General features: G+C 46.7%; 17 protein-coding genes and 1 pseudogene. 1 reads left to right on the top strand and 17 read right to left on the bottom strand.

Going from position 1 to position 22,237, the window contains the following annotated elements; translation table 11 throughout:
- The 9 genes and pseudogenes from B5G33_RS05385 to B5G33_RS05340 form a co-directional block, all read right to left on the bottom strand.
- A complete protein-coding gene (locus B5G33_RS05385; RefSeq protein WP_087416954.1) occupies positions 1-786 on the bottom strand; it encodes an ABC transporter ATP-binding protein in 786 nt (261 codons plus the stop codon).
- Positions 783-1,649: a nickel transporter permease gene (gene nikC / locus B5G33_RS05380; RefSeq protein WP_242974513.1), complete on the bottom strand. Its 867-nt coding sequence runs from the start codon at positions 1,647-1,649 to the stop codon at positions 783-785. The genes B5G33_RS05385 and nikC overlap by 4 nt, the downstream gene beginning before the upstream one ends.
- Positions 1,649-2,593, bottom strand: coding sequence for a nickel ABC transporter permease (gene nikB / locus B5G33_RS05375; RefSeq protein WP_087416953.1), 945 nt, complete (start codon positions 2,591-2,593; stop codon positions 1,649-1,651). The genes nikC and nikB overlap by 1 nt, the downstream gene beginning before the upstream one ends.
- Before the next feature lie 93 nt (positions 2,594-2,686).
- Positions 2,687-3,325, bottom strand: a complete 639-nt coding sequence (locus B5G33_RS05370) for an ABC transporter ATP-binding protein (protein WP_087416952.1) — start codon at positions 3,323-3,325, stop codon at positions 2,687-2,689.
- Positions 3,322-4,239, bottom strand: coding sequence for an ABC transporter ATP-binding protein (locus tag B5G33_RS05365; RefSeq protein ID WP_087416951.1), 918 nt, complete (start codon positions 4,237-4,239; stop codon positions 3,322-3,324). The genes B5G33_RS05370 and B5G33_RS05365 overlap by 4 nt, the downstream gene beginning before the upstream one ends.
- 21 nt (positions 4,240-4,260) lie before the next feature.
- Positions 4,261-4,887 (bottom strand): ABC transporter permease, encoded by a 627-nt coding sequence (locus tag B5G33_RS05360; protein WP_087416950.1) that lies wholly within the window; start codon positions 4,885-4,887, stop codon positions 4,261-4,263.
- Positions 4,884-5,546, bottom strand: a pseudogene (locus B5G33_RS05355) (ABC transporter permease); the annotation flags it as partial. The pseudogene B5G33_RS05355 and the gene B5G33_RS05360, both read right to left, overlap by 4 nt.
- The gene (locus B5G33_RS05350; protein WP_242974511.1) at positions 5,467-6,888 is read right to left on the bottom strand and encodes an ABC transporter substrate-binding protein; all 1,422 of its coding nucleotides are present in this window, start codon (positions 6,886-6,888) and stop codon (positions 5,467-5,469) included. The pseudogene B5G33_RS05355 and the gene B5G33_RS05350, both read right to left, overlap by 80 nt.
- Before the next feature lie 220 nt (positions 6,889-7,108).
- Complete coding sequence (locus B5G33_RS05340; protein ID WP_087416948.1) at positions 7,109-8,803, bottom strand: M14 family metallopeptidase; 1,695 nt, start codon at positions 8,801-8,803, stop codon at positions 7,109-7,111.
- A 299-nt stretch (positions 8,804-9,102) separates the two neighbouring features.
- On the opposite strand from B5G33_RS05340, the gene B5G33_RS05335 reads away from it, so the two are divergent.
- Positions 9,103-10,095: a Fic family protein gene (locus tag B5G33_RS05335; protein WP_087270081.1), complete on the top strand. Its 993-nt coding sequence runs from the start codon at positions 9,103-9,105 to the stop codon at positions 10,093-10,095.
- A 184-nt stretch (positions 10,096-10,279) separates the two neighbouring features.
- Here B5G33_RS05335 and B5G33_RS05330 read toward each other — a convergent pair whose 3' ends face one another.
- The 8 genes from B5G33_RS05330 to B5G33_RS05295 all read right to left on the bottom strand — a co-directional run bounded on the left by B5G33_RS05330 (position 10,280) and on the right by B5G33_RS05295 (position 22,183).
- The gene (locus tag B5G33_RS05330; RefSeq protein WP_087270079.1) at positions 10,280-11,560 is read right to left on the bottom strand and encodes an adenylosuccinate synthase; all 1,281 of its coding nucleotides are present in this window, start codon (positions 11,558-11,560) and stop codon (positions 10,280-10,282) included.
- 195 nt (positions 11,561-11,755) lie between these two features.
- The gene (locus B5G33_RS05325) at positions 11,756-12,946 is read right to left on the bottom strand and encodes a DUF4179 domain-containing protein (RefSeq protein ID WP_087416947.1); all 1,191 of its coding nucleotides are present in this window, start codon (positions 12,944-12,946) and stop codon (positions 11,756-11,758) included.
- Positions 12,940-13,452 carry an RNA polymerase sigma factor gene (locus B5G33_RS05320; RefSeq protein ID WP_242974510.1) on the bottom strand — a complete coding sequence of 171 codons (513 nt, stop codon included), beginning with the start codon at positions 13,450-13,452 and terminating at the stop codon, positions 12,940-12,942. Before B5G33_RS05320 ends, B5G33_RS05325 begins: the two co-directional genes overlap by 7 nt.
- 200 nt (positions 13,453-13,652) lie before the next feature.
- Positions 13,653-14,945, bottom strand: coding sequence for a Na+/H+ antiporter NhaC family protein (locus B5G33_RS05315; protein ID WP_087416946.1), 1,293 nt, complete (start codon positions 14,943-14,945; stop codon positions 13,653-13,655).
- 156 nt (positions 14,946-15,101) lie between these two features.
- The gene (gene purB, locus B5G33_RS05310; protein ID WP_087417024.1) at positions 15,102-16,535 is read right to left on the bottom strand and encodes an adenylosuccinate lyase; all 1,434 of its coding nucleotides are present in this window, start codon (positions 16,533-16,535) and stop codon (positions 15,102-15,104) included.
- 71 nt (positions 16,536-16,606) lie between these two features.
- The gene (locus B5G33_RS05305) at positions 16,607-17,380 is read right to left on the bottom strand and encodes a DUF3808 domain-containing protein (RefSeq protein ID WP_087270068.1); all 774 of its coding nucleotides are present in this window, start codon (positions 17,378-17,380) and stop codon (positions 16,607-16,609) included.
- A gap of 12 nt (positions 17,381-17,392) precedes the next feature.
- Positions 17,393-18,640: a DUF5716 family protein gene (locus B5G33_RS05300; protein ID WP_087270065.1), complete on the bottom strand. Its 1,248-nt coding sequence runs from the start codon at positions 18,638-18,640 to the stop codon at positions 17,393-17,395.
- 15 nt (positions 18,641-18,655) lie between these two features.
- Positions 18,656-22,183, bottom strand: coding sequence for a DUF5717 family protein (locus B5G33_RS05295; RefSeq protein ID WP_087416945.1), 3,528 nt, complete (start codon positions 22,181-22,183; stop codon positions 18,656-18,658).
- Positions 22,184-22,237: the final 54 nt, after the last annotated feature.

The following is a 22,237-nucleotide window of genomic DNA, read 5'->3' as shown; positions in this document are numbered from 1 at the left end:
TTATCCTCTGTCCAGCCGGGGAACCGCACCGATAAGCTTCCTGGTATAGGGTTCCCGGGGATGGCGGATCACATCTTCTTTCCTGCCGTATTCTACCAGCTTTCCCTGATACATGACAGCCACTTTATCCGCCATATATTCTACAACGCCGATGTTATGGGTAACAATGGCAATGGCTGTCCCATAGAGCTCCCGCATTTTCATCATCTCTTTCACCACCTGGGCCTGGACAGTAACGTCCAGGGCACTGGTAGGCTCATCGGCCAACAGAAGCCGGGGATTTGGCACCATGGCCATCATGATCCCCACTCTCTGATTCATTCCTCCTGACAGTTCAAAGGGATAACTTTTCAGGATTCTTTCTCCGTCTGTAAGACGCATAGTCTCAAATAATTTCAGGGCCCTTTCTTTAATCTCTTTACGGCTGATCTTTTCATGTTCCAGAACACTTTCATAAAGCTGGTCCTCAATGGTCCGGATCGGGCACATGGAGGCCCCTGTGTTCTGAAAAATCATGCCCATTTCAGGTCCCCGGAGCTTTCGGAGTTCATTTTCTCTGCTGTCGGTGACATTCTGTCCTTTATAGTAAATATCGCCTCTGGTCACGGCTCCGGAGTTTTCCAGCAGCCCCATAGCCGCCTTGAGCACCGTGCTTTTTCCGCTGCCGGATTCTCCTACTATTCCAAGGATCTCTCCTGGTGCCATCTGAAGAGACAGATCCTGGACTACCGGCTTTCCTCCGTAACTGATGTCTACATGCTGCATATCTAATAATGGCTGTGTCATGATCTGTTCCTCCTGCTCTGTCTGGGATCTAATATATCCCTTACGGTATCTCCCAGAAGGTTAAAGACCATAACCGTAAGAAAAATAGCGCAGCCGGGAGCCAGGATCACCCATGGAGACGTCTGGAGCATACTTCTTCCATTGCTCATCATGGAACCCCACTCTGCAGTAGGCGGCGTAGCTCCCAGACCCAGAAACGACAGTCCGGCGATTTCCATCATCATGGTCCCGATATCCAGAACCGCCGTTACGATCACCGGACCGGCGATATTGGGGACAATATGTTTTAAGATGATCTTCCCTGTCCCGGAACCTGCCAGCCGGGCCGCCGAAATATAGGGCGCATTCTTTATAGTCAGCACCTGACTTCTGGCAATCCTTGCATATTTTGGCCAGGATATAAAGGCCAGGGCTGCTACGGCGTTCATGATGCCTCCGCTCATGACACTGGCTGCGGCAATGGCAAAGACCATTCCCGGAAAGGCCAGGAAAATATCTGAGAGACGCATGAGAAAGGAATCCAGCTTTCCCTGGCAGTAGCCGCAGAGAATCCCCACGATGCTTCCTGCAACTGTGATGATCACCACCAGAAGCACCGCTGAAGAAATAGAGGATCTGGCTCCCATGATCACCCTGGAGAGCATATCTCTTCCGTACCGGTCTGTCCCCAGCAGATATTCCCTGCATGGAGCCAGAAGGGCATTGCCAAGGTCCTGTTCATAAGGATCATAGGGCGTTATATAAGGCGCAAAGACTGCCACCAGAATGAGCAGAAGAGTCAATGCGCCGTAAACGGCCAGTTTTATCTTTGTATAGTCTTTTTTTATTTTCTGTTTTCTTACAGTAATCTTCTTTTCTTCCACTATGCTTCCTCCTGTCCCAGACGGATCCTTGGATCAAGATAATGATAGATCAGATCTGTGATCAGATTCACTACCACATAAATGACCGCCATCCAGATCACGTAGGCCTGTATGATGGGATAATCCCTCATGGTGATGGCGTCTACCGCCATTTTCCCCACCCCGTCCCACATAAAGATGGATTCTACAATGGCCGTTCCTCCCAGAAGGGATCCGATGGACAGGGCCAGCAGGGTAACGATAGTGAGCATGGAGGCTTTCAGCACACTGAAAGTCAATATCTTATTCTCACGGATCCCCCGTGCTCTGGCGCCCTGCACATAGTCCTTGTTCAATTCTTCCAGAACCGTGGCTCTTACCTGCCGGGTATATTTGGAGGACATGGCTATGGCAAGAGTCAGGGTTGGAAGGATAATGCTTTTCCATCCGCTGTTATTTCCCATTACAGGAAGGAGCTTCAACTTCAGGGAAAAGAAATAGATCAGCAGCAGAGACACAAAAAAGTTCGGCAGGGAATTCCCGATGAAACTCAAAAACCGTATCAGATAATCCAGAAATTTATTTTGTTTTACTGCTGACAGGATTCCCAGAGGTATAGAGATTAATACGGTCAGAAAGATGGACGTGACCGTCAGGTAGATCGTCGCCGGAAGTTTTGATATAAATGTGTCGAATACATCTTTCCCGGATACAAAAGATTCTCCCATATCTCCTCTCAGTACATTACCCAGCCAGATAACATACTGCTGAGCCAGAGGCTTGTCCAGGCCAATCTCCTGGCGGAGCTGATCTTTTTCTTCTTCTGACATGACCACGCCCTGATTGCTTTCCATGGTATCGATCACGTCTGTAGTACCTATATTCGTCAGAATGAAGGACAGCAGGGTAATGCCCAGGAGAATCGGGATTAATTGTATAAATCGTCTTATTGCGTATTTTTTCATTCTTTACCACCCTTATCAGCTTTGTAAATTCACTTTTTAAAGTATAAAACCTTCAAAAAATTCTCACAAGCCCCATGGGGGGTTGTTTTTTATTTAAGAGGGGGCCTGCCCACTTTGTTCTCCCTTTTCCTCTTCCAGAGGTATGATCCTGGTACATACCCGGTCCAGCAGTTCCGAATCGTGGCTGACTACGATCAGTCCGATTTTCCGCTTCTCTGCCTCTTTCAGCAAAAAGTGCCATATCTGACTCTGGGTGATCAGGTCCAGCATAGTCGTGATCTCATCCGCCAGCAAAAATCTGGTCCTCTTTCCCAGGGCCCTGGCAATACTGAACCGCTGCAGCTCTCCCCCGGACAATTCTGCAGGGAAACGATTCATCCAGTCTTCTTCTATCCCAAGTTCCCGAAGGATTCTTTCTTCTATCTGATCTCCCTCCCGGATGGCTTCTTTGACCCGCAGTCTGGGATTCAGGGCAAACTCCGGCTGCTGCCAGATCATCTGCACCGGACAGTAGCCTCCATAGGAGGATATAGGCTTTCCGTCCAGAAGGATTTCCCCCTGATCCGGCTCCAGGTATCCGGAAAGAAGCTTGCACAAAGTGGTTTTCCCATATCCGCTTGGTGCGGCCAGCCCTACCCGCTCTGTGTTTTCTACAGTCAGGCTGAAGTCCTTCAGGATTTTTCTCCCTTTCTTTGTATATTGATAAGAAAGATTCTTGACTTCCAGTTTCATCTTATTTCCACCTTTCCGCCTCTTACTTCCCGGTAGGGGATTTCTCCTCTGCAGGCCTCCTGGCACTGGCTGCACCTGGGGCTGAAGATACACCCTTTGGGAAGGTTTTTCACATAAGGCTGGCTTCCTTCAATATATTGAAATCCATGCCTGGGCATAGCCCTCCATAAGGCTTTCGTATAGGGGTGCCGAAGGTTCTCTTCTCTCTGGAAGTCTTCTGCCCTGGCCTCCTCAATAGTGGTTCCCCCGTAAAATACCGCAATCCGGTCCACGGTCTCCAGAGCCAGTTCCAGATCATGGGTGATCACCAGAACGGCAGCGCCCATGTCCGCCAGATTTCGGAAATGTTCCATGGCACGTTTTGCTGTTTTCTTATCCAGACCCGGAGTAGGTTCGTCAGCGATGACCAGTCTGGGTTCTTCCATCACTGCCGTAGAGATCAGCACTCTCCGGTTCATCCCTCCGGACAGCTCAAAAGGATAAAGCTCCTCTGTCTTTTCTTCCAGATCGTAACGTCTGAAAATAGCTTTCAGCTTCTCTTGGGACGCCGGATCTTTTTTCCCTTTCCGTATCTGAGGTCCGATCTTCATCAGGGGATTCAGGGAAGAAATGCTCTGGGGTACCATAACGATTTCCTTTCCTCTGAGTTTTTCTATCCTTTCTTTGGTAAGTTTCTCTCCCAGATACTGGATATCTCCTCCCATACGGGCGTTATAGGGCAGAACTCCCATTACCCCATGGGCCAGGAGACTTTTCCCGGATCCGCTGGAGCCTACCACCGCTACCACTTCTCCTCTTCGGACTTCTACGTCCAGGTTCCGGATGACCGGGAGTTCTGTCTGATGCATTCCTCTGTCATACTGGGTAAAAACAATATTCATATGTTCGATTTTCAGGACTGTCTCTTTTTCCATGCTTTTCTCCTCCTGGCTTCTTTACTGATGGATACTTCCGGGATCCAGCATTTTCCTCAGGCTCTCTCCCAGGATATAGAATAGTACCACGGTAAATACCAGCAAAAGCCCGGGAAATAAAGCCAGCCACCATTTTCCTGTGATCAGGTACTGCATGGCCTCTGAAAGTACGATACCAATGGCCGGCTGCTCCGTAGACAGGCCGAATCCCAGAAAAGTAATGCTGGACTCATGAAGGATCGCATGGGGAAACATCAGTGCCAGGCCTACGATAAACTGAGGCACAAGATGAGGCAGCATATGTTTCCTGGCAATATACCAGCTGCTCTTCCCCAGTTTGCGGGAAATCTGGATATAAGGGCTCTCCCTGAGCTGGATCACTTCCGCCCGTATCAGTCTGGCCAGGGAAGGCCAGTGTGTAAGGGCCACGCCTATGACCACGCCTTTCAGCGTCCTTGCCAGCATATCCCTTCCCAGCCAGTCGGTGCCGAAAATATATTCCAGGCAGGGGGCTATATTCTTCCTGGAAAAATCTGTCACCCTGGCTTCTTCTGTGCTCATGCTTCCCCATATGCAGATTACTGCCAGAAAAACAACAGAAAAGCCCAGTCCTATCAGAATTCTCTGTCTCCGGTTCCACATCTTCATTTTACCTTACCCCCTCTCCGGATCCTGGGATCAATAAGTCCGTAAAGTATATTGGCCGCCAGGTTTCCTCCAAAGACAAAAAGGGCGCTGACAATGGTAATCGCCATCAGCAGAGGCATATCGCTCCCAAGGCCGGCAGCTACCGCCGCCTGTCCCAGACCCGGATAGGAAAATACCTGTTCCACAAGCACAGAGCCTCCGAATATCTCACTGATGGAGGCAAACTGGAGGGTAATGGCAGGCAGGAGCACGTTCCGGAACCCGTAATATTTAAACAGGCGCCATCCTTTCTCCCCCCGCATCCTGGCAAACAAAACATAATCGCTTTCCATGATATCCGCCATTTTTTCCCGGGTGTGCAGGGCGATGTTGGAGACACCTGTAATGCTTAAGGTCAGCGCCGGGAGTATGGCATGATAGATCCGGTCTGCCAGGGTCACTCCGCTGGCTTCCACTCCGATAGGCACGCTGAGGCCAATGGGAAACAGACGAAGCCATACTCCGAAAACAAGCAGGAGCAGCAGCGCCAGCCAGAATGCCGGCGTACTGGAAATCACCAGACAGTATCCCTGGATTGCTTTATCTATCAGTTTCCCCCGGTTCATACCTGCCACTACACCCAGAAAAAGGCCCAGGATCCCGGAAATCACCCAGGGTATGGTAAATATTATAAAGTTCCATAGGCGTATGGGCTCCCCAGCCCCACATAAGAGGCTCTGATTCTGCCCGGTCATAAGCCACATCCCAGCCTGCTCCTTCGGTGGTCACTTCAATTCCCAGTTCCCGGAGCTGATTGGCCGTATCTTCCGCCAAAGCCTGGCGTACAGAATCTCCATTGCTGAACATCAGAGTGAATTCCGCCCTTACTCCATCCTTCTTGCGGATTCCGTCAGTACCTTTCTTCCAGCCGGCGTCCTCTAAGATCTTCTTTGCTTCTTCCGGGTCATATTCTACTTCGCTTTCCGGATTATACCAGGGCATCTTGTCGCATACACTATAGGCAGCGGTTCCATAGCCGTTTAATACATTGTCTATCATCTCCTGGCGGTCAATGCCGATATTGATGGCTCTTCTTACATTTACATCTGAGGTAAATTCATTTCCATAGGTAACGCCGTCTTTTTCCTGAGGCGTACTGCATGGCAGGTTAAAACCTCTGTTATCTACGGTCTGCACACTGAAAAGCTCATATCCCTCCACGCTCTGGTCGCTGTAAGAAGCCGCCGTATGGGCTACGTCTACCTCTCCGGCCATAGCCGCAGCCAGGGCTGCGTCTTCCTCCATAAAGAGAACTGTCAGCTTTTTGATCTTCGGCTCCTCTCCGTAATAATCTGGATTTTCCTCAAAAATCACCTGCTGTCCTTTGTCCCACTGCTTCATGATGTAACGGCCAGAACCTATGGGGTTCTGTCCATAATTTTCATCATAGGCATGTTCCGGAACGATTCCTACGATAGCCATGGTATAAGGCCAGATGGAATAGGGCCTGGTCATATGGAACTCTACTGTAGTATCGTCTACGGCCACAGCTTCTTCCAGCATGGTAAAGTCATTTACTGAACTTTTTTCTTTACAGTTATTGTAAGTAAAGGCTGCATCCCGGGCGGTAAGGGGCTCCCCGTCTGTAAATTTTACATCGTCCCGGATGGTCACTGTCCAGGTCATACCATCTTCGCTGACACTGTAATCTGTGGCCAGATCCTTATCCATCTGCAGATCCTGGGTAGTAACCGTCAGCGTACTCTGGATCAGAGGTTCGTGAACGTGTTCTCCGGCCCCCCAGCCAAAAGCCGGGTCAAAGCCGGATTCCGGTTCTGAAGTTGCGGGCATAGTAACCACTACTTCTTCCTTCTGTGTATTCTCCTCTGCTGCACCTCCGGCTGTTTCTTCCTGTGCAGATGTCTCCCTTCCAGCATCTGATTCAGCCCCCTGACTGCAGCCTGACAAAAGTCCGACACTTACAGCAAGGGTGCATAAAGCAGCAATGAGTTTCTTTTTCATACATTTTCTCCTCGCTTTCTTAAGTATGGAAGGAGTATAGCATCTGCTTTTTTTCGCCACAAGCCCGGGCAGGGGTTCCGTTTTTCAGTTTTTTGTGTCTGTCCGGTCCTGCCTGCAGATCCCTGAAATCCCGGCTTTTTTCTCTATTCTCTTTTCTTTCAGGCAAAAAAAATACGGGGAGATAACCCCATCCCCCCGTTAAGATGCTCAGTTTTTTCATTTATGCCTTTACTGCAAAAAGGGCAAACAGCGCATCCGGATTATAAAATTCATCTTTTACTGTATAGATTTTCCTGCTGACGCCGAAATCTACAGACAACTGCTCCACCCCCAGGTTTCCCAGGGTCTCCACATCCCAGGCAGGACGGACACGGCTGCTGATAGGAAGCTGGCGCTTAATCTCCTCACATTCTGCCATCATATCCAGTCCCAGTTTATTGTGGGTATGGTTTTTGGGAAGTTTAGAAGTATCTGCAAAATTTACCGCCCCGTAGTTAGCATCAAAGTTCAGCAGGATCCCGCCTTTTTTCAGCACCCGCAGCCAGTCTTTGTAAGCCCTGGCCGTATCCGGCAAAGTCCAGGTAAGGTTTCTGGATATCACAACGTCAAAAGTCTCGTCCTCAAAGTCGAGACTTTCCCCGTCCATGATCAGAAACTGACAGCCGGCATTTTCTTCTTCCGCCAGTTCTCTGGCATAGCGGATCATATCCGGAGTCAGGTCTGTTCCTGTAACCTCGTGTCCCATTTTCGACAAAAGAATCGTAAAGAATCCTGTGCCGCAGCCTACGTCCAGAATCCGCAGATTCCCCTGGGGAAGATACTTTTCAATCTCTTCCTGCCATCTTTCGGCAATGGGATCATGGAGCTCCGCCTTCCTCTGTTCCTTAAAGCCGCTGCTGCGTTTTGTCCAATAGTTGGTGATCCGCTCTTTCCGGTTATCCTTCTCCCGGGAAATCTTTCCATAGGCGATCATTGGGCCGGATTCTTCTACCTGAAGACTTCCTGTCTGGTAGAGGATCACCCCATCGTTTTCTCCATAAGCCACTTCCAGAATATGGCCCTGATAATCCTTGACCATTCCCAGGACCTCGCCTGCCCGGATCATATCTCCCGGCATTTTGTTTGGATACCACAGGCCGTTCTGGGAAGCAGACTGGTAAATAATGTCCCTTACTTCCAGAGGATAATAGATCCTATAGTCTTTCTGTCCCAGATAAACCCCCAGATGGCAGAGGATATTCCGCACGTCCCTCCGTGTAGAATGGGATTCCTCTCTGGTCCAGGCTCCCATGCCTCCTCTTTCAATGAGAATACTGGGGATCCCGTAGGCGTAAGCCGCATAGTTATAACAGCCTCCCTTGGCCACTGTAGAGCAGACCATGTAGGGTACGTCCACCTGCTGGGCCATCTCCCTGGAGATTTTTACCGTCTCTTCTGAAGCCTGTCCTGCATAATACACATAGGGGGCAAGCTGTTCATAGCTGTCTCCGCTGTGAAGGTCAATATAATAATCTGCTATAGGAAAAAGTTCCTTTTCGATTCCCCAGGCCAGCCGCTCCATCTGGGTTCCCTCCCTGTTTCCAGGGAATACCCGGTTGAGATTCTTCCCGTCCTCATATCCGAAACTGCCGCTTCTGTTTTCAAAAGCTTCCCGGTTGATAACCTTTACGATCACTACTGTTCCTGCAATTTTTTCTGTTTTCAGCCTGTCGGCCAGTTCTACAGCCGCCTGGATCCCTACATATTCTTCTGCATGGATCCCCGCAGTGATCAGTACCGTCTTTCCCGGCTCTTCTCCGTTTAAAATAGTAACAGGAAGCTGAAATTCTCCATCTGCCACAGACAGGAATCCACTGGCTTTTTCTCCTGGTCTTACACTGAAAGTTCCTAACTGAAAAATTCCGTTTTCGCTCATTTCTCCGTCCTTATCTCTGTTCTATCCTAAAGTAATACAAGTTTTTGGCAAGGGACTGTCCCCTCTTTTGTGTATAAAGGTTCAGACACTCCTCCTATACTGAGGGTTAGTTTATCAAAAAATTAACAGTCCTACAAGCCCGGCAGGGGGATATAAATTTCCGATCAATTATTTTTCTCTAATGGTAACGGAAAAGAAAAATATATAATTCGATATGAACATTGAAATCTTCTTAAGATACTTGTATAATAAAGAAAGATAGTACGCAAGATAATACGTAAGACTGTGGAGGTGTTTTTATGGGAGAATATAAGCCGCCTTTTACAATAACAAATGAAATACTGTCATATGTATCATCTATTTCTGAAAAAATAGGGCGCATAACAGCTACTAACAATCTGGAAGCAAAACCGCATTTGAGAAAGAATAATAAAATCAAATCGATTCATTCCTCTTTGAAGATCGAGGCCAGTTCTCTGACTTTGGGACAGGTCAGAGATGTAATCAACGGAAGGGCTGTACTGGGTGAGCAAAAAGAAATCCAAGAAGTAAAGAATGCCTATGCTGCGTATGAACGGCTTTCACAAATTGATCCCTATAATATTCGGCATTTGAAACAGTTCCACGGGATTATGACTAAGTACCTTGTAGAGGAGTCCGGTGATTTTCGTTCGGGCGAAGAAGGTGTTTTCAACGGCGATCAATGCATCTTCATGGCTCCTCCGGCACAGTTTGTTCCACAGCTTATGGAGAAATTGTTCTTCTGGATGAACGCTGCACGAAAGGATGTTCACCCATTGATTTTGAGCAGCGTATTTCACTATGAGTTTGTATTTATCCATCCATTTTCAGATGGTAATGGCAGAATGGCAAGGTTGTGGCACACGGCTATTCTTTCCAAATGGAAACCAATATTTGAATATATTCCCATTGAAAGCCAGGTTGAGAAGTTCCAGGACGAATACTACGAAGCCATTGCTAAGTGTCATGTTGCTGGAGAATCTACAATTTTTATCGAGTTTATGTTGTCTCAAATTGATGCGATTCTGGATGAAATTTCCGTGCAGATCAGTGAAGAAAACGAACATCTTTCAGAAGAGGTTAAAAAGCTGCTTGAAGTCATGGAATATGATATTCCTTATAAAAGTAAAGCTCTTATGGAAAAGTTGGGGCTAAAATCCAGAGAGGGCTTCCGCAGAAATTATCTGCATCCTGCTATTGAATTAAATCTCATCAGGATGACAATTCCTGATAAGCCGAACAGCAGAAATCAAAGATATATAAAGATTTAAGTCATTGTCCATCGAGGATAAAAGGAGCTGTCACATTAATCAAAGTCGAGAATAGTTATACATATTCCTGACATATGACTAATACGGCAGCTCCTCTCCTAAAGTCTTATAAAATTTTCTTTTTAAATTTTACTGTTTTATGACTATCCAGCTAAACTGCATTGCCTCTTCTCGGCATATGCTGTTATTTTCTATAGATAATATCCTCTCTGCTTGGTCCGTTGGAGATCATGGTGATGGGGAATCCCAGCTTCTCCTCTACGAACTCAATATATTTCCGGCAGTTCTCCGGAAGATCTTCATATTTCTTAATGCCTCTGATATCGCATTTCCATCCCGGCAGGACTTCCAGTACCGGTTTTGCCTTTTCCAGAAGATGTGTTGTAGGGAATTCTGTAGTCACTTCCCCGTCAATTTCATATCCCACACATACAGGGATCTCGTCCAAGTATCCCAGTACGTCCAGTACCGTAAAGGCCACGTCTGTGGTTCCCTGGATACGGCAGCCATATTTAGAAGCCACACAGTCAAACCATCCCATTCTTCTTGGGCGTCCGGTAGTTGCACCGTATTCTCCGCCGTCGCCGCCTCTGCGTCTCAGCTCATCTGCCTCTTCTCCGAAAATCTCAGATACGAAAGCTCCTGCTCCTACAGCACTGGAATATGCCTTGCATACAGTGATTACTTTTTTTATCTCATAGGGGGGAACTCCTGCTCCCACGGCGCCGTAAGCTGCCAGAGTAGAAGAAGAGGTTACCATTGGATAGATACCGTGGTCCGGATCTTTCAGAGAACCTAACTGTCCCTCTAAAAGGATTTCCTTACCCTCTTTCAGGGCGTTCCACAGATACAGAGAAACATCACATACGTAAGGCTCAATCATCTCTCTGTACTGACGCAGTTCTTCCATAATGTCGTCCGGATTCAGAGCAGGTTTGTGATATAAGTGCTCCAGTGTAACATTTTTCTTCTCGCAGACATTTTCTACTTTCTCCCGAAGCTCTGCCTCATCTTCAAAAAGTTCGCTGACCTGGAAGCCGATCTTTGCGTATTTATCTGAATAGAAAGGTGCGATTCCTGATTTTGTGGAGCCAAAAGAATGTTTTCCCAGACGTTCTTCCTCATATTCATCAAATTTAATATGATAGGACATCACCATCTGTGCCCTGTCAGACACCTTGATCTTTGGCATAGGAACGCCCTTCTCCACAATTGACTGAATCTCCTTAAACAGTACCGGGATATTCAACGCCACACCGTTTCCGATCACGCTGGTAGTATGGTCGTAAAACACACCGGAAGGAAGGGTATGAAGTGCGAATTTCCCGTAATTATTTACAATCGTATGACCTGCGTTGGCGCCACCCTGAAATCTGACAATGATGTCCGACTCCTGCGCAAGCATATCGGTAATCTTACCTTTTCCTTCGTCACCCCAGTTGGCCCCTACTACTGCTTTTACCATTTCTTAATTCCTCCTGCTTTCAAGACTTGATAAATCTTATCAATTACTACAGTATCATACTACATTTTCCGACAGAAATCAATAACTCGCTGCAAGCAGCCAGCTATTGATTCTTATATCTGGATTCTAAACTGCTGCTTCTGTTATTCCAACTCAGGGTATCCTGTATTTAAAAAATTATACATGGCTTTCCCCTTAATCCTGCTCTTCAAAATGTACTTCTTTTTTATACACTGCCCGTTCTTCCAGCAATTCCTGAAATCCCGGCTGGTCTGCCTGCCCCTTGAGCTCATCCATATATTCCACATAATCGCAGATATAAACAGTTACTGTAGAAATATCATGGCCATATATGGGGAGGGCTTCAGAGTTGCCCTCTGCCATCCGGATCATTTTGCCCTCTGCATCCAACAGAGCAGCGTAATAATCTGCCGGATCCGCTTCTCCTGTATAGAGTTCCTTTACCGAAATTTCAAAAGGTGTTACCATCACAGATTCCAGGCCGATCCCCTGTTCATTTGTCTCATTGATCTCTACAGTCTGTACCCTGGAATCGTCAGGGCTTACTTCTATCTGAAACTCCCAGTTGCCTTCTACAAACCACTGCTCATGAGTATTCGGCCAGGTATCCCAGCCTTCTTCTTGGGCGGCAGTCTCAATCTCTTTCATTGCTTTCTCCCACTGCTCATCCGACATAGCTTCCAGTTCCTCCTGGGTATATCCTATGTCAAGAGTATCCGGATTTTTCAAATCTCCTACCACCTGGCTGATCTTCAGGTCTACCTGGATATTTTCTCCTGCTTCTGCTCCTCTGCCTGGCAGATCCAAACGGACCACACCCTCATATGTGTAGTCATCCACATAGTCTCCTGTAGGATAGGCAAAAACATAGTCCGTCTCCGATTCAAAGCTGTACTCCGCCTGCCCTTCCAAAATCAATACAGGTCCTGTGCTTTCCTCTCGTGTCTCCTCAAAAGGTGTCTCCGACTCCATCACATAGGAAATGTACAACGCCTTTGGACTGCAGTAAGTTTCTGAAAGCGTCATAGTAATCCCGCTACTGCTGGCAGTAAGGGATCCCCCTGCTTCTCCTGCAGGCTTTACATAGTTTTCATAATCCCCTTTGTACTGAAGCTTTTCCGCCTGGGATTTAAAAATACTTCCCACAACAGGCAGATTCGATGCCCATACAGGATTTGCCGCACATACTCCGAAAAACAACGCTCCGCAGGCTGCCACTGTTCCGCCTATGGCTGCTCCTGTTTTTAAAAAATTTTTCTTCTTTACCGGCTCTGGTTTCTGTTCTATTTGTTCCAATATATCTTCAAATTTTCTGTGAAAAGCAGCGTCCGGATTTGGCCCACTCCATTTTTCCCGTTTCAGCATGTCACTTCCTCCTTATCTCCTAAAAGCTCTCTGAGTCTGGTTCTTGCCCTGTAAAGGCGGGTCTTCACTGTAGATTTTCTTGTTCCCGTGATCCTGGAAATTTCTTCAATAGAAAATCCATCAATATAAAACAGTGATACTGCTACTCTTTGTTCTCTTGGAAGAAGCAGGATTGCCTGATACAGCTCCGAATAAGAAGCCGCCTGCTCTGCCTCTTCCTGATCCATATACTCCTCATAAGCTAAGATCTTCTTCTGATGTCTCTGAATCCTGTAACATTCATTAAGAAGGATCCGCACAAGCCAGCTTCTGAAATACCGCTCTTCTCTGAGAGAAGGCAGATTTTCGTAGGCCTTCAGAAGAGCTTCCTGGACTGCATCCGCCGTATCCGTCTCATTGCGCAGAACAGAAAGAGCTGTGTGATACAGCATTTCTTCCACCGCCCTTACTTCTTCTATAAACTCCTCTTTCTTCATGGTCTCTCCTCTGTTATCTTTTTCCTTCATACCCGGCCAGGTAATTTTCAAACAGTTTTCCTGTTTACATAGATTAGATGGATAAGTAAGGAAAAAGGTTCCCTGAAAATTTTATCTTTATAGATTTTTAACCTGGCCCGCAGCAGGCATGGAAAAGCGGTCCATCCTACAAGATAGACCGCTTTCATATTCTCTTTATAAAATTTTCTCTATCACCACTACAGAAGGGATTAATTTTTCCTGCTCCTGAATAAAATAAACAGCACGGCGCTGACTCCCATTAAAATGGGGTAATAAAGATAAGGCATGATCTCCACAGGAGATATAGCCGCCATTCCTGCTGCTGTAAGAAGCTGAGCACCGTAAGGAATAACACCCTGTCCTACTGAAGCAAAAATATCCAGAAGAGAGGCGCTGCGCTTAGGGGAAATATGAAATTCGTCGCTGATTTCCTTTGCAATAGGCCCTGCCATAACAATGGCTACTGTATTATTCGCTGTACAGCAGTCTACTAAAAACACCAGGACAGATATGCCGAATTCTCCTCCCCGGGCTCCGCTGATTTTGCTTTTGATCACATTTAAAATAAACTGAATACCTCCGTATTCCCGGACCAGAGCCACAATAGCCGCCACGATAATAGAGATTACGGTAATATCATACATGCTGGTAACGCCCTCTCCCATTTTCTGGAACAGTTCTCCAAAGGCAAAGGCTCCCGTAGCCACTCCTACAATGGCAGACAAAATAGTTCCTGCAATAAGGATCACAAACACATTGACTCCAATAAGAGCCCCGATAAGCACTACCAGATAGGGGATTACCTTTATGATCTCATACTCATAGGAAGATTTATCCAGCACAAGATTTCCTGACTGGGCTCTCGCCACAAAGAAAAAGATTATAGCAGTAATAATTGCCGCCGGAAGGACAATGAGAAAGTTTTCTTTAAATTTATCCTTCATCTCACAGCCCTGGGTACGGACTGCCGCAATGGTGGTATCTGAGATCATAGACAGATTATCTCCGAACATGGCTCCGCAGACCACGGCTCCCAGGCAGAGAGGAGCTCCCAGACCTGTTTCCTGGGCAATTCCCACACCGATAGGGGCCATGGCCGTAATGGTCCCAACAGAGGTTCCCATAGACACGGAAATAAAGCAGCCGATAATAAACAGCCCCATTACCGCCACAGAAGGAGGCATCAGGGAAAGTCCCAGATTTACGGTACTCTCTACTCCTCCCGCTGCACTGATAGTTCCTGAAAAAGCACCTGCAGCCAGAAAAATCAGACACATGGTCACAATATTTTCTTCTCCGATACCTTTAGATATAATAGTCAGTTTATCTGCAAACCGCAGCCGCCGGTTCTGGCAGAAAGCTACGGTCAAGGCGATCAGGAATCCTACAATAGCAGGCATTGTATAGAAATCCCCGGACAAAATCCCTGCGCCTAAAAAGATTACCAGAAACACCCCGATGGGCAGCAGTGCCCGGGGATTCCCCTTGCTTTTATCTCTCATATTTCTCTCCTTTTCTGGAAGGAAAAAGGCCGCCCGAAAAGCCGGACAAGGAAATACCAGTTGCTTTCCTCTCCTGCTTTTCTTCAGGCAGCCTTATCCATTTTTCTTTATTTCATTGATGGTATTATTCAGTTATCCCGGTCACTGTTTTCCTGCTTATACATTAATCTCTGCTGTCATGCCAAGGACCTCTTTGTTAGCCTCAAGCACAGGATTTACCACGTTCTTCAGGAAAGCGTCTACCTGTACAGAAGCCCGTCCTGTATATTTTGCAGGATCCATGGTCTTCTCCAGGTCCTCCAAAGACATATTAAAAGCTGGATCAGCAGCGATCAGCTCCAGAAGATTATTCTCTTTTCCTTCTGCCTTTACATTTCTTGCTGCAACCATAGACAGCTCACGGATTTTTTCGTGAAGTTCCTGACGGTCCCCTCCTGCCTTTACAGCATCCATCATAATGTTCTCTGTAGCCATGAAAGGCAGCTCGCTTCTTAACCGTTTTTCAATAACCTTAGGATATACCACCAGTCCGTCCACTACGTTCAGGCACAGATCCAGGATACCGTCAACAGCCAGGAATCCTTCCGGAATGGAAAGACGTTTGTTAGCGGAATCGTCCAGGGTTCTCTCAAACCACTGGGTAGCAGAGGTGATCGCAGGATTTAATGCGTCTACCATTACAAATCTGGACAGAGAGGCAATACGCTCGCTGCGCATAGGATTTCTCTTATAAGCCATAGCAGAGGAACCGATCTGGCTCTTTTCAAAAGGCTCTTCCACTTCTTTCAGGTGCTGAAGAAGACGGATATCATTGGAGAATTTATGGGCGCTGGCAGCAATTCCTGCCAGAATATTCAGGACTCTGGTATCTACTTTTCTGGAATAAGTCTGTCCGGATACAGGATAGCAGGCTTTGAATCCCATTTTCTCAGCAATCATAGGATCGATCTTGTCAATAGTCTCCTGATCTCCGTCAAAAAGCTCCAGGAAGCTGGCCTGAGTTCCTGTAGTTCCTTTAGAGCCCAGAAGTTTCATAGTGCTGAGCACATAGTCCAGATCCTCTAAATCCATTAAAAATTCCTGCATCCACAAAGTAGCTCTTTTTCCAACTGTCGTAGGCTGTGCAGGCTGAAAATGAGTAAATGCCAGTGTAGGAAGGTCCTTATTTGCATCGGCAAATTTAGCCAGCTCGGCAATCACATTGAGCAGTTTTTTCCGAACCAGTTTTAATGCCTCTGTCATAACGATAATGTCTGTATTGTCTCCTACGTAGCAGCTTGTAGCGCCCAGATGAATGATTCCCTTCGCCTTGGGGCACTGTACGCCGTAAGCATATACATGAGACATTACGTCATGGCGCACTTCCTTTTCTCTGGCTTTGGCAACATCGTAATTAATGTCGTCTGCATGGGCTTTCAGCTCATCGATCTGTTCCTGGGTAATGTTCAGTCCCAGCTCTTTCTCTGTCTCTGCCAGAGCGATCCACAGTCTTCTCCAGGTGCGGAATTTCATATCCGGAGAAAAAATATACTGCATTTCTTTGCTGGCATAACGCTCGGACAATGGACTTACATATCTGTCTGTACTCATACTATCTACCTCTCTGCTTTCTTTTTTCAAAACTTCTTGCATTATATATCATCATCGAAAAAAACACAACACTAAAAGCCTGTGCTCCGGTGATAATCACGGATAAACTGTCCCAAAAGTTCCTGAGGCTCTCCCTGGGGAGGCGGCGCCTGTTCTCCCGCCTCTTTCAGACTGTTCCTTACCTCTTCTTCCAGCTCCCCGGAGGCTTCCATTTCCCGGCAGATGCTGGAAAAAGAACTTTCATCCATCAGACAGCAGGCCGTAAGATAATGTTTCAGAGCCTGCCGGGTGTTCAGAAGCCTGTAGGCCTTCAGGAAACATTCAGAAGCCTCTTTAAACTGGAAAAGATACATATAGGCACAGCCCATATTGTGGTAGATCCCTCCGTTGAACTGCTGTCCCAGGCCTTCTTTATCCTCTTTTCTCAGCGCATTTTCGTAAATCCGCAGGGCATTTACATACATTTTATTCTCTACCAGATAGTCTCCTTTTTTCTTCTCTCTCTGGACTGCCGGCTGCTGCTGAAGCAGGTTCAGATTTTCATTGAGCTTCTTAAACTCCTGGTGGGACAGATAATTGATTTCTTTAAACACCGCCAGAATAAATTCTGAGGTTCCTTCCTCGTCTTCCAGCACCTTATACAACCTCCGGTAAAGTCTTTCCAGTCCCAGTTCCTTCCGTATCCAGTCACACAGGTGCTCATTTAAGATTGTTTCATCTAAAAGATAAATATTGTGGTAAAAATAATAACACAGCTCTTCAATGCTGTAGATGTTTGTACTGATGTTCTCAATGTAATAGGGCATAGAGGCCCGTTTCACCTGACATAAAATATAACTTCCCATTGTGCGCCTCCTTTACCACGATACCTTTTCTGTCCAGACCATTCCTGAAGAAGGATAAAGGTCTCCAAATCCCATATCTTCAGCCCGGACCACGCACATCTCTTCTGATTCATAATAGATCGTCAGGCCAATCCTGGTGGTCTTGTTGGGGCGTTTTGGAAGTCCCGGCAGCTTCATGGAAAATCTGGTCCTGGCGCCGCCTTCCATGGGGATCACCGTAAATTCCAAGTCTTCCTTATCATCTAAGATTATCTCCAGATAGGTATGGATCTCATACCAGTTCTTCCCTGCTTCCACCAGCAGATATGATTTCAGAGAGCCCCCTGTAATCACATCCATGCTCACATTTTTTCTTACCAGAGAAGGGCTGAGATAAAGATATCCCTTGAGATTTTCCTCTCCGCATTTCTCCTTGCCGCCGTAGCAGGCCCCTTTTACATAAAGGTTATTGCCGTAAAATACATGGCGCTGATTCCGGCAGAGATAAGGGGTAGAGCGTTTTGCCCACTCCTGGTCAAACCCATCTCCCACCATATAAATGCTGGAATAAGTATCGTTTCCGCAGGACTGAGAAATCAGACGGAAAAAATTCTCATCTCTTTCCTGAGGGTCCTGGGCAAGCTCTGCGCTCTTTCCATGCTCGATCCATGCCGTTGCCGGTCTCCGCTGGTTATCCACCACCAGTCTGGCAAAAGACACCTTATCTTTTTCAAAAAGAAACCAGCCAATCTTCCTGGTCCAGTTGTCCTTCCTGTGATTCATTACATAATAATAAAAGCTCTCATCATAATCCTGGACCCAGATCTGACTTCTGGAAAATCCCATCTGAGCTCCTGCCTGATAAACCGCCTGGATAACAGCAGGAGAAAGCCTGGGAACAGTAACCATCACTGCCTTGATCTGCCGTACCGGCTCTCCGATCCCCAGAAGCGAGATGCATCCTCTGAGATAAATTTCCATCAGTTTTCCCGGTGTATATTTTTCACCGTCTATTTCCACTTCCTGGTCCTGATTCCAGATTCCCAGCAGGCCTGTTACTGGAAGTTCCATTTCCTGTCTGGAAAAATATTCCGCTTCTATCCCATAATGCCAGATTTCTTTTCCCTGCCTCTTGGACAGCAGAGTCGGAAAGAGATACTGATTGCTGCCTGCCTTTACGGAAACAGAGATAGGCTCCCGCTCTTTCCGGTCAAAATAGCAGAGCTGAGACTGTTCTTTTCCGATTTCCAGTCCTGCAATGATGTTTCTTGTCTCATTCATATTCTCTCGCCTCCTTTAGTCCATAAGGGGAAACAGGGCAGAAGCCTGATATTCCTTCTTTACGTATTCTGCGGTCATGGTTTCCAGCTCTTTTTGCCGGCCCTGGTCTTTCATTTTCAGCATAGCGTTGAGCATCTGATATTTGCTGCTTCCAGATGTCTCTCCTTCTTCTACAGTAAGCACTTCTTCCTGTGTTCGGGAAATTTCTCCCTTCCTATTGATTTCAAAGTAATAATGGAGCCGTTCTCCGTAGAACAAAACAAACTCTTTATTATAAATCCCCTGATATCTCTCTTTCACCGGCTCTGCTCTTTCTTCTCCTGTACCCTGAGAGTCTTCTACAAAGTAATGAAGAGTGACCTTAGCCCCGGGACCTGCCTTGCACTGTACGAAAACCTTATCTTCCATCTGGCAGAACTGGAGAAGCTCCTTAGGAAGGTTTCTGAAAAAGGCAAATTTCAGCCGCTGGCCGGCACATTCCTGAAGGATTTTTTCCGCCCTTTCCTTTCTTTCCTGATTCCATTCATTCTCAGATGCATAGTTTTTCAAAAGGGCCAGACGGCAGATAATATCGCTCTCCCAGTCTTTTTCCGTAATCTTTTCCAGGGCTTCGAACAGGAATGGATCTACTTGTCTTCCTCCCACAAAATATCCATAAGATTCAAAGGTCAGATAGGCCAGGATCACCTGTTCTCTGCCTCCCTGACGGATATACTCCTTCAAAACTGTAAGTCCTTCCTGGGGATAACACCTGGTAAACATACTGTACACCAGGATTTTTTCTTCTAACTGGTAACAATCCACCCCAAATCCCATGGCTCGTTTCCACAGTTTCAGGGTTTCCTCTACAGGGCCTTCAAAGTGTTTTACCAGATATCTTAGAAGCACCTCATCGTAAATCCCGTTTTTTACAATGTATTCTGTCAAAAGCAGCAGTTCTTCCTCGTATTCGTACTCCAGGTTCAGGATCATCTGGCTGCAGAGTCTGAGGAGGATGGGCATTTCTATTTCCTCATAACCATACTCACAGATTAAGTCATAGGCTCCCACAAACATGTCCTGCTTTACCAGGATGGTGATGAGAAGGCTTTTATTTACTCTGGCAAATCCCCGGAAATCCATTTCTCTGAGAGACTCTCTCAGATTCCGGTTATCCATATTTGTCTCATAATACATCAGAAGGCGTCTGCGGATTTCCTGCCGGTAATCCTCCCGGAAAACTTCCTGGTTAAGGACTGCCTGAAAGCTGGAAATATTCTCACTGGTCACCTGATTTTCATGGCTGTATTCTCCGCAGGTGTGGAGCAGCATACCCGGATTCCGAAGGCCATCTTTGGCCAGTTTAGGCGCCAGCTCCTCAATGTCCAAAAGACTGTGGATATTGTAGTCCACTGTGCCGGCATAGCGTCTCTGACTGCTGTCTTCAAAAATAACTGCTGCATCTTTTGTATACAGAGAAATGTAAGCAGTCCTGTCTGTACACAGATAAACCTGCTCTTCTTTAAGAGCCCCATGGCTGACGATCACCTTCCGGATCTTGGGATCATCGCAGTACAGTCTGTAGGTAAAGAGCACTCTGGCCAGAGCTGCTCTTATATTTTCATCTTGGGAATTCACGCAGAATTCCTGATATACAACAGCAAAATCTTCGTTAATCCTGCCCTCTTTAATCTTTTCACAGGCAAATTTTTCCATGTTGCTCCGGTAGGCGTTGTAGGTCTCTTTATCCAGCTCCTTATTCCGGATCACATTGCTGTAAACAAATGCCTTCTTGTTATCACTTAATGTATTATTATATCCAAAATACAGCCGTATGACCTTCGGCAGCACTTTCTGATAGTTCCGGCTCATGGTCTCCACATAATACTCATAGAGCCCTGTAATCTTCAGATCTGCTTCTACTGCCAATTCATACCACTTAAAATATTCTTCCCGTCTGGGCTCTCCCTTCATAATGTGCTGGCAGATTCCTGACACAGTATGGGAAGAGGGATACAGGTCATAAATGTATTCCAGAATCTTATAGACTGGTCTGGAAAAATGCTTCATCTGGCCGGCCAGATCCACTGCCCGAAAAGCCATCTCCTCTGTGAGAAGTCCGTATTTCTTTGCGAACATATAGACCTGAAGGGTAAAGCTGTTCATCTTCCGGAACACAGAGCCGTCCTGGGCCGCCAAACTGCAGGCTTCCAGGTACAGAAACGGGCTTCTGCATCCTGTACGGTACTCCTCCTCCAGGAGAAACATCTTTCTAGACTGTGGCCTTATCTCCTGGGAATCCAGCTCAAAGATCATAGCCAGAAGAAGGTAGCTGTCATTTCTTCTCTGGTGAAGCTGGCGGAGTCTTTCCAGAACTTCCTTTCTGGGAAGAACGCTTCTGCCTGCCAATTCACACAGATAAAGAAAGGCCCCTTCCAGAATCTCTTCATTCTTCACCCTCTGATTATTCTCCAGGGAATCCAAGAGGATTTTTGCCTCGTAAGGCCGCTTATCCAGAACTGCTGCATAAGCTTCGAACAGCTGGCATTCCACAGAATAGTAGCCCTTATCCTTCATATCTGCCAGCAGTTCCTTTGTCCTGGCACCCCACTGTTCCAGAGGCAGTTTTCCAATCCGCATCATAAGGAAATCTTTGGAGGCTTCCAAACATTTCTTCTTCTCATAAGAAGCCACATTTACCTGAAGCTTCTTCCCCTTAGAGGCCATAATCTCATAGGTAAGGGTCTGGTATACTGTTTTAATCCGGATCCTGCCGAAATTATTCCCTCTTCCCAGATACTCCCGGCGGATGATATATTCCAGTTCATAGACACTTCCGATAAAGTGCCCGTCGTGAATATTCTTTTTCTCTACTTCCAGGAAATCTCCTTCTACAGAAATCTCCGCTCTTAAAAAGCCCCAGCCGCTGCGGCGTATCCTCAGGGTGTCCTTTAAAGAAGACTGAACTTCATAAAGCTCCAGACTGTCCCTTTCCAGGCTCAGACTTACCGGTTCTTTTAAATCACCGCTTATGAGAAACTCTTCCAGATTCTGATAGGGCGCAGGGGTTTTTACCATAGCCCGATAACAGGGGAGCAAACCCTCCCGACCTGCCAGAAGACTGATAAAAGAAGGCTCCACAAAGAGCTGATAGGCTTCTCTGAAGTCTTCTTTTGCCAGCTTCACGAAATCTTCCAGGGTCCGTACAGCCCCCTGAGAAGTCCTGACTTCCGGGGTTTTTACCGCAATCGAAAAAGGCACCCTGTATTCTCCGATACTGGTGCTTAAAACGATTTCCCCCTCTATTTTATCACCACTTTTTAAACCTTTGGCATCTACCCCATAGGGCAGCACCGGCTGCTCTCCGGAGAACCTTTCTTTTCCAAGGAGCAGCCTCCTGTGAGAGGAATAGGCCATTCCCTTAATTCTTCTTTTATCTTCTGCCGCAAACTGCAGCTCTCCTTTAAATTTTTCCTCCGGCGTTACGGAAAACACCAGCTTTTCCTGGGAGAGAAGGAGCCCGGGCACTTCATATTCAAATCTTCCGTTTATCAGTTGTTCCATTCGTGCTTTCAAATTATCACCCTTACCCTGTCTGTATATTTTTATTGAACTCTC

This window comes from Blautia sp. An81 (assembly GCF_002161285.1).
Lineage (GTDB): Bacteria > Bacillota > Clostridia > Lachnospirales > Lachnospiraceae > Blautia > Blautia ornithocaccae.
Note: the sequence above shows the minus strand (reverse complement) of the source record. Positions and strands in the feature narration are given on the sequence as shown.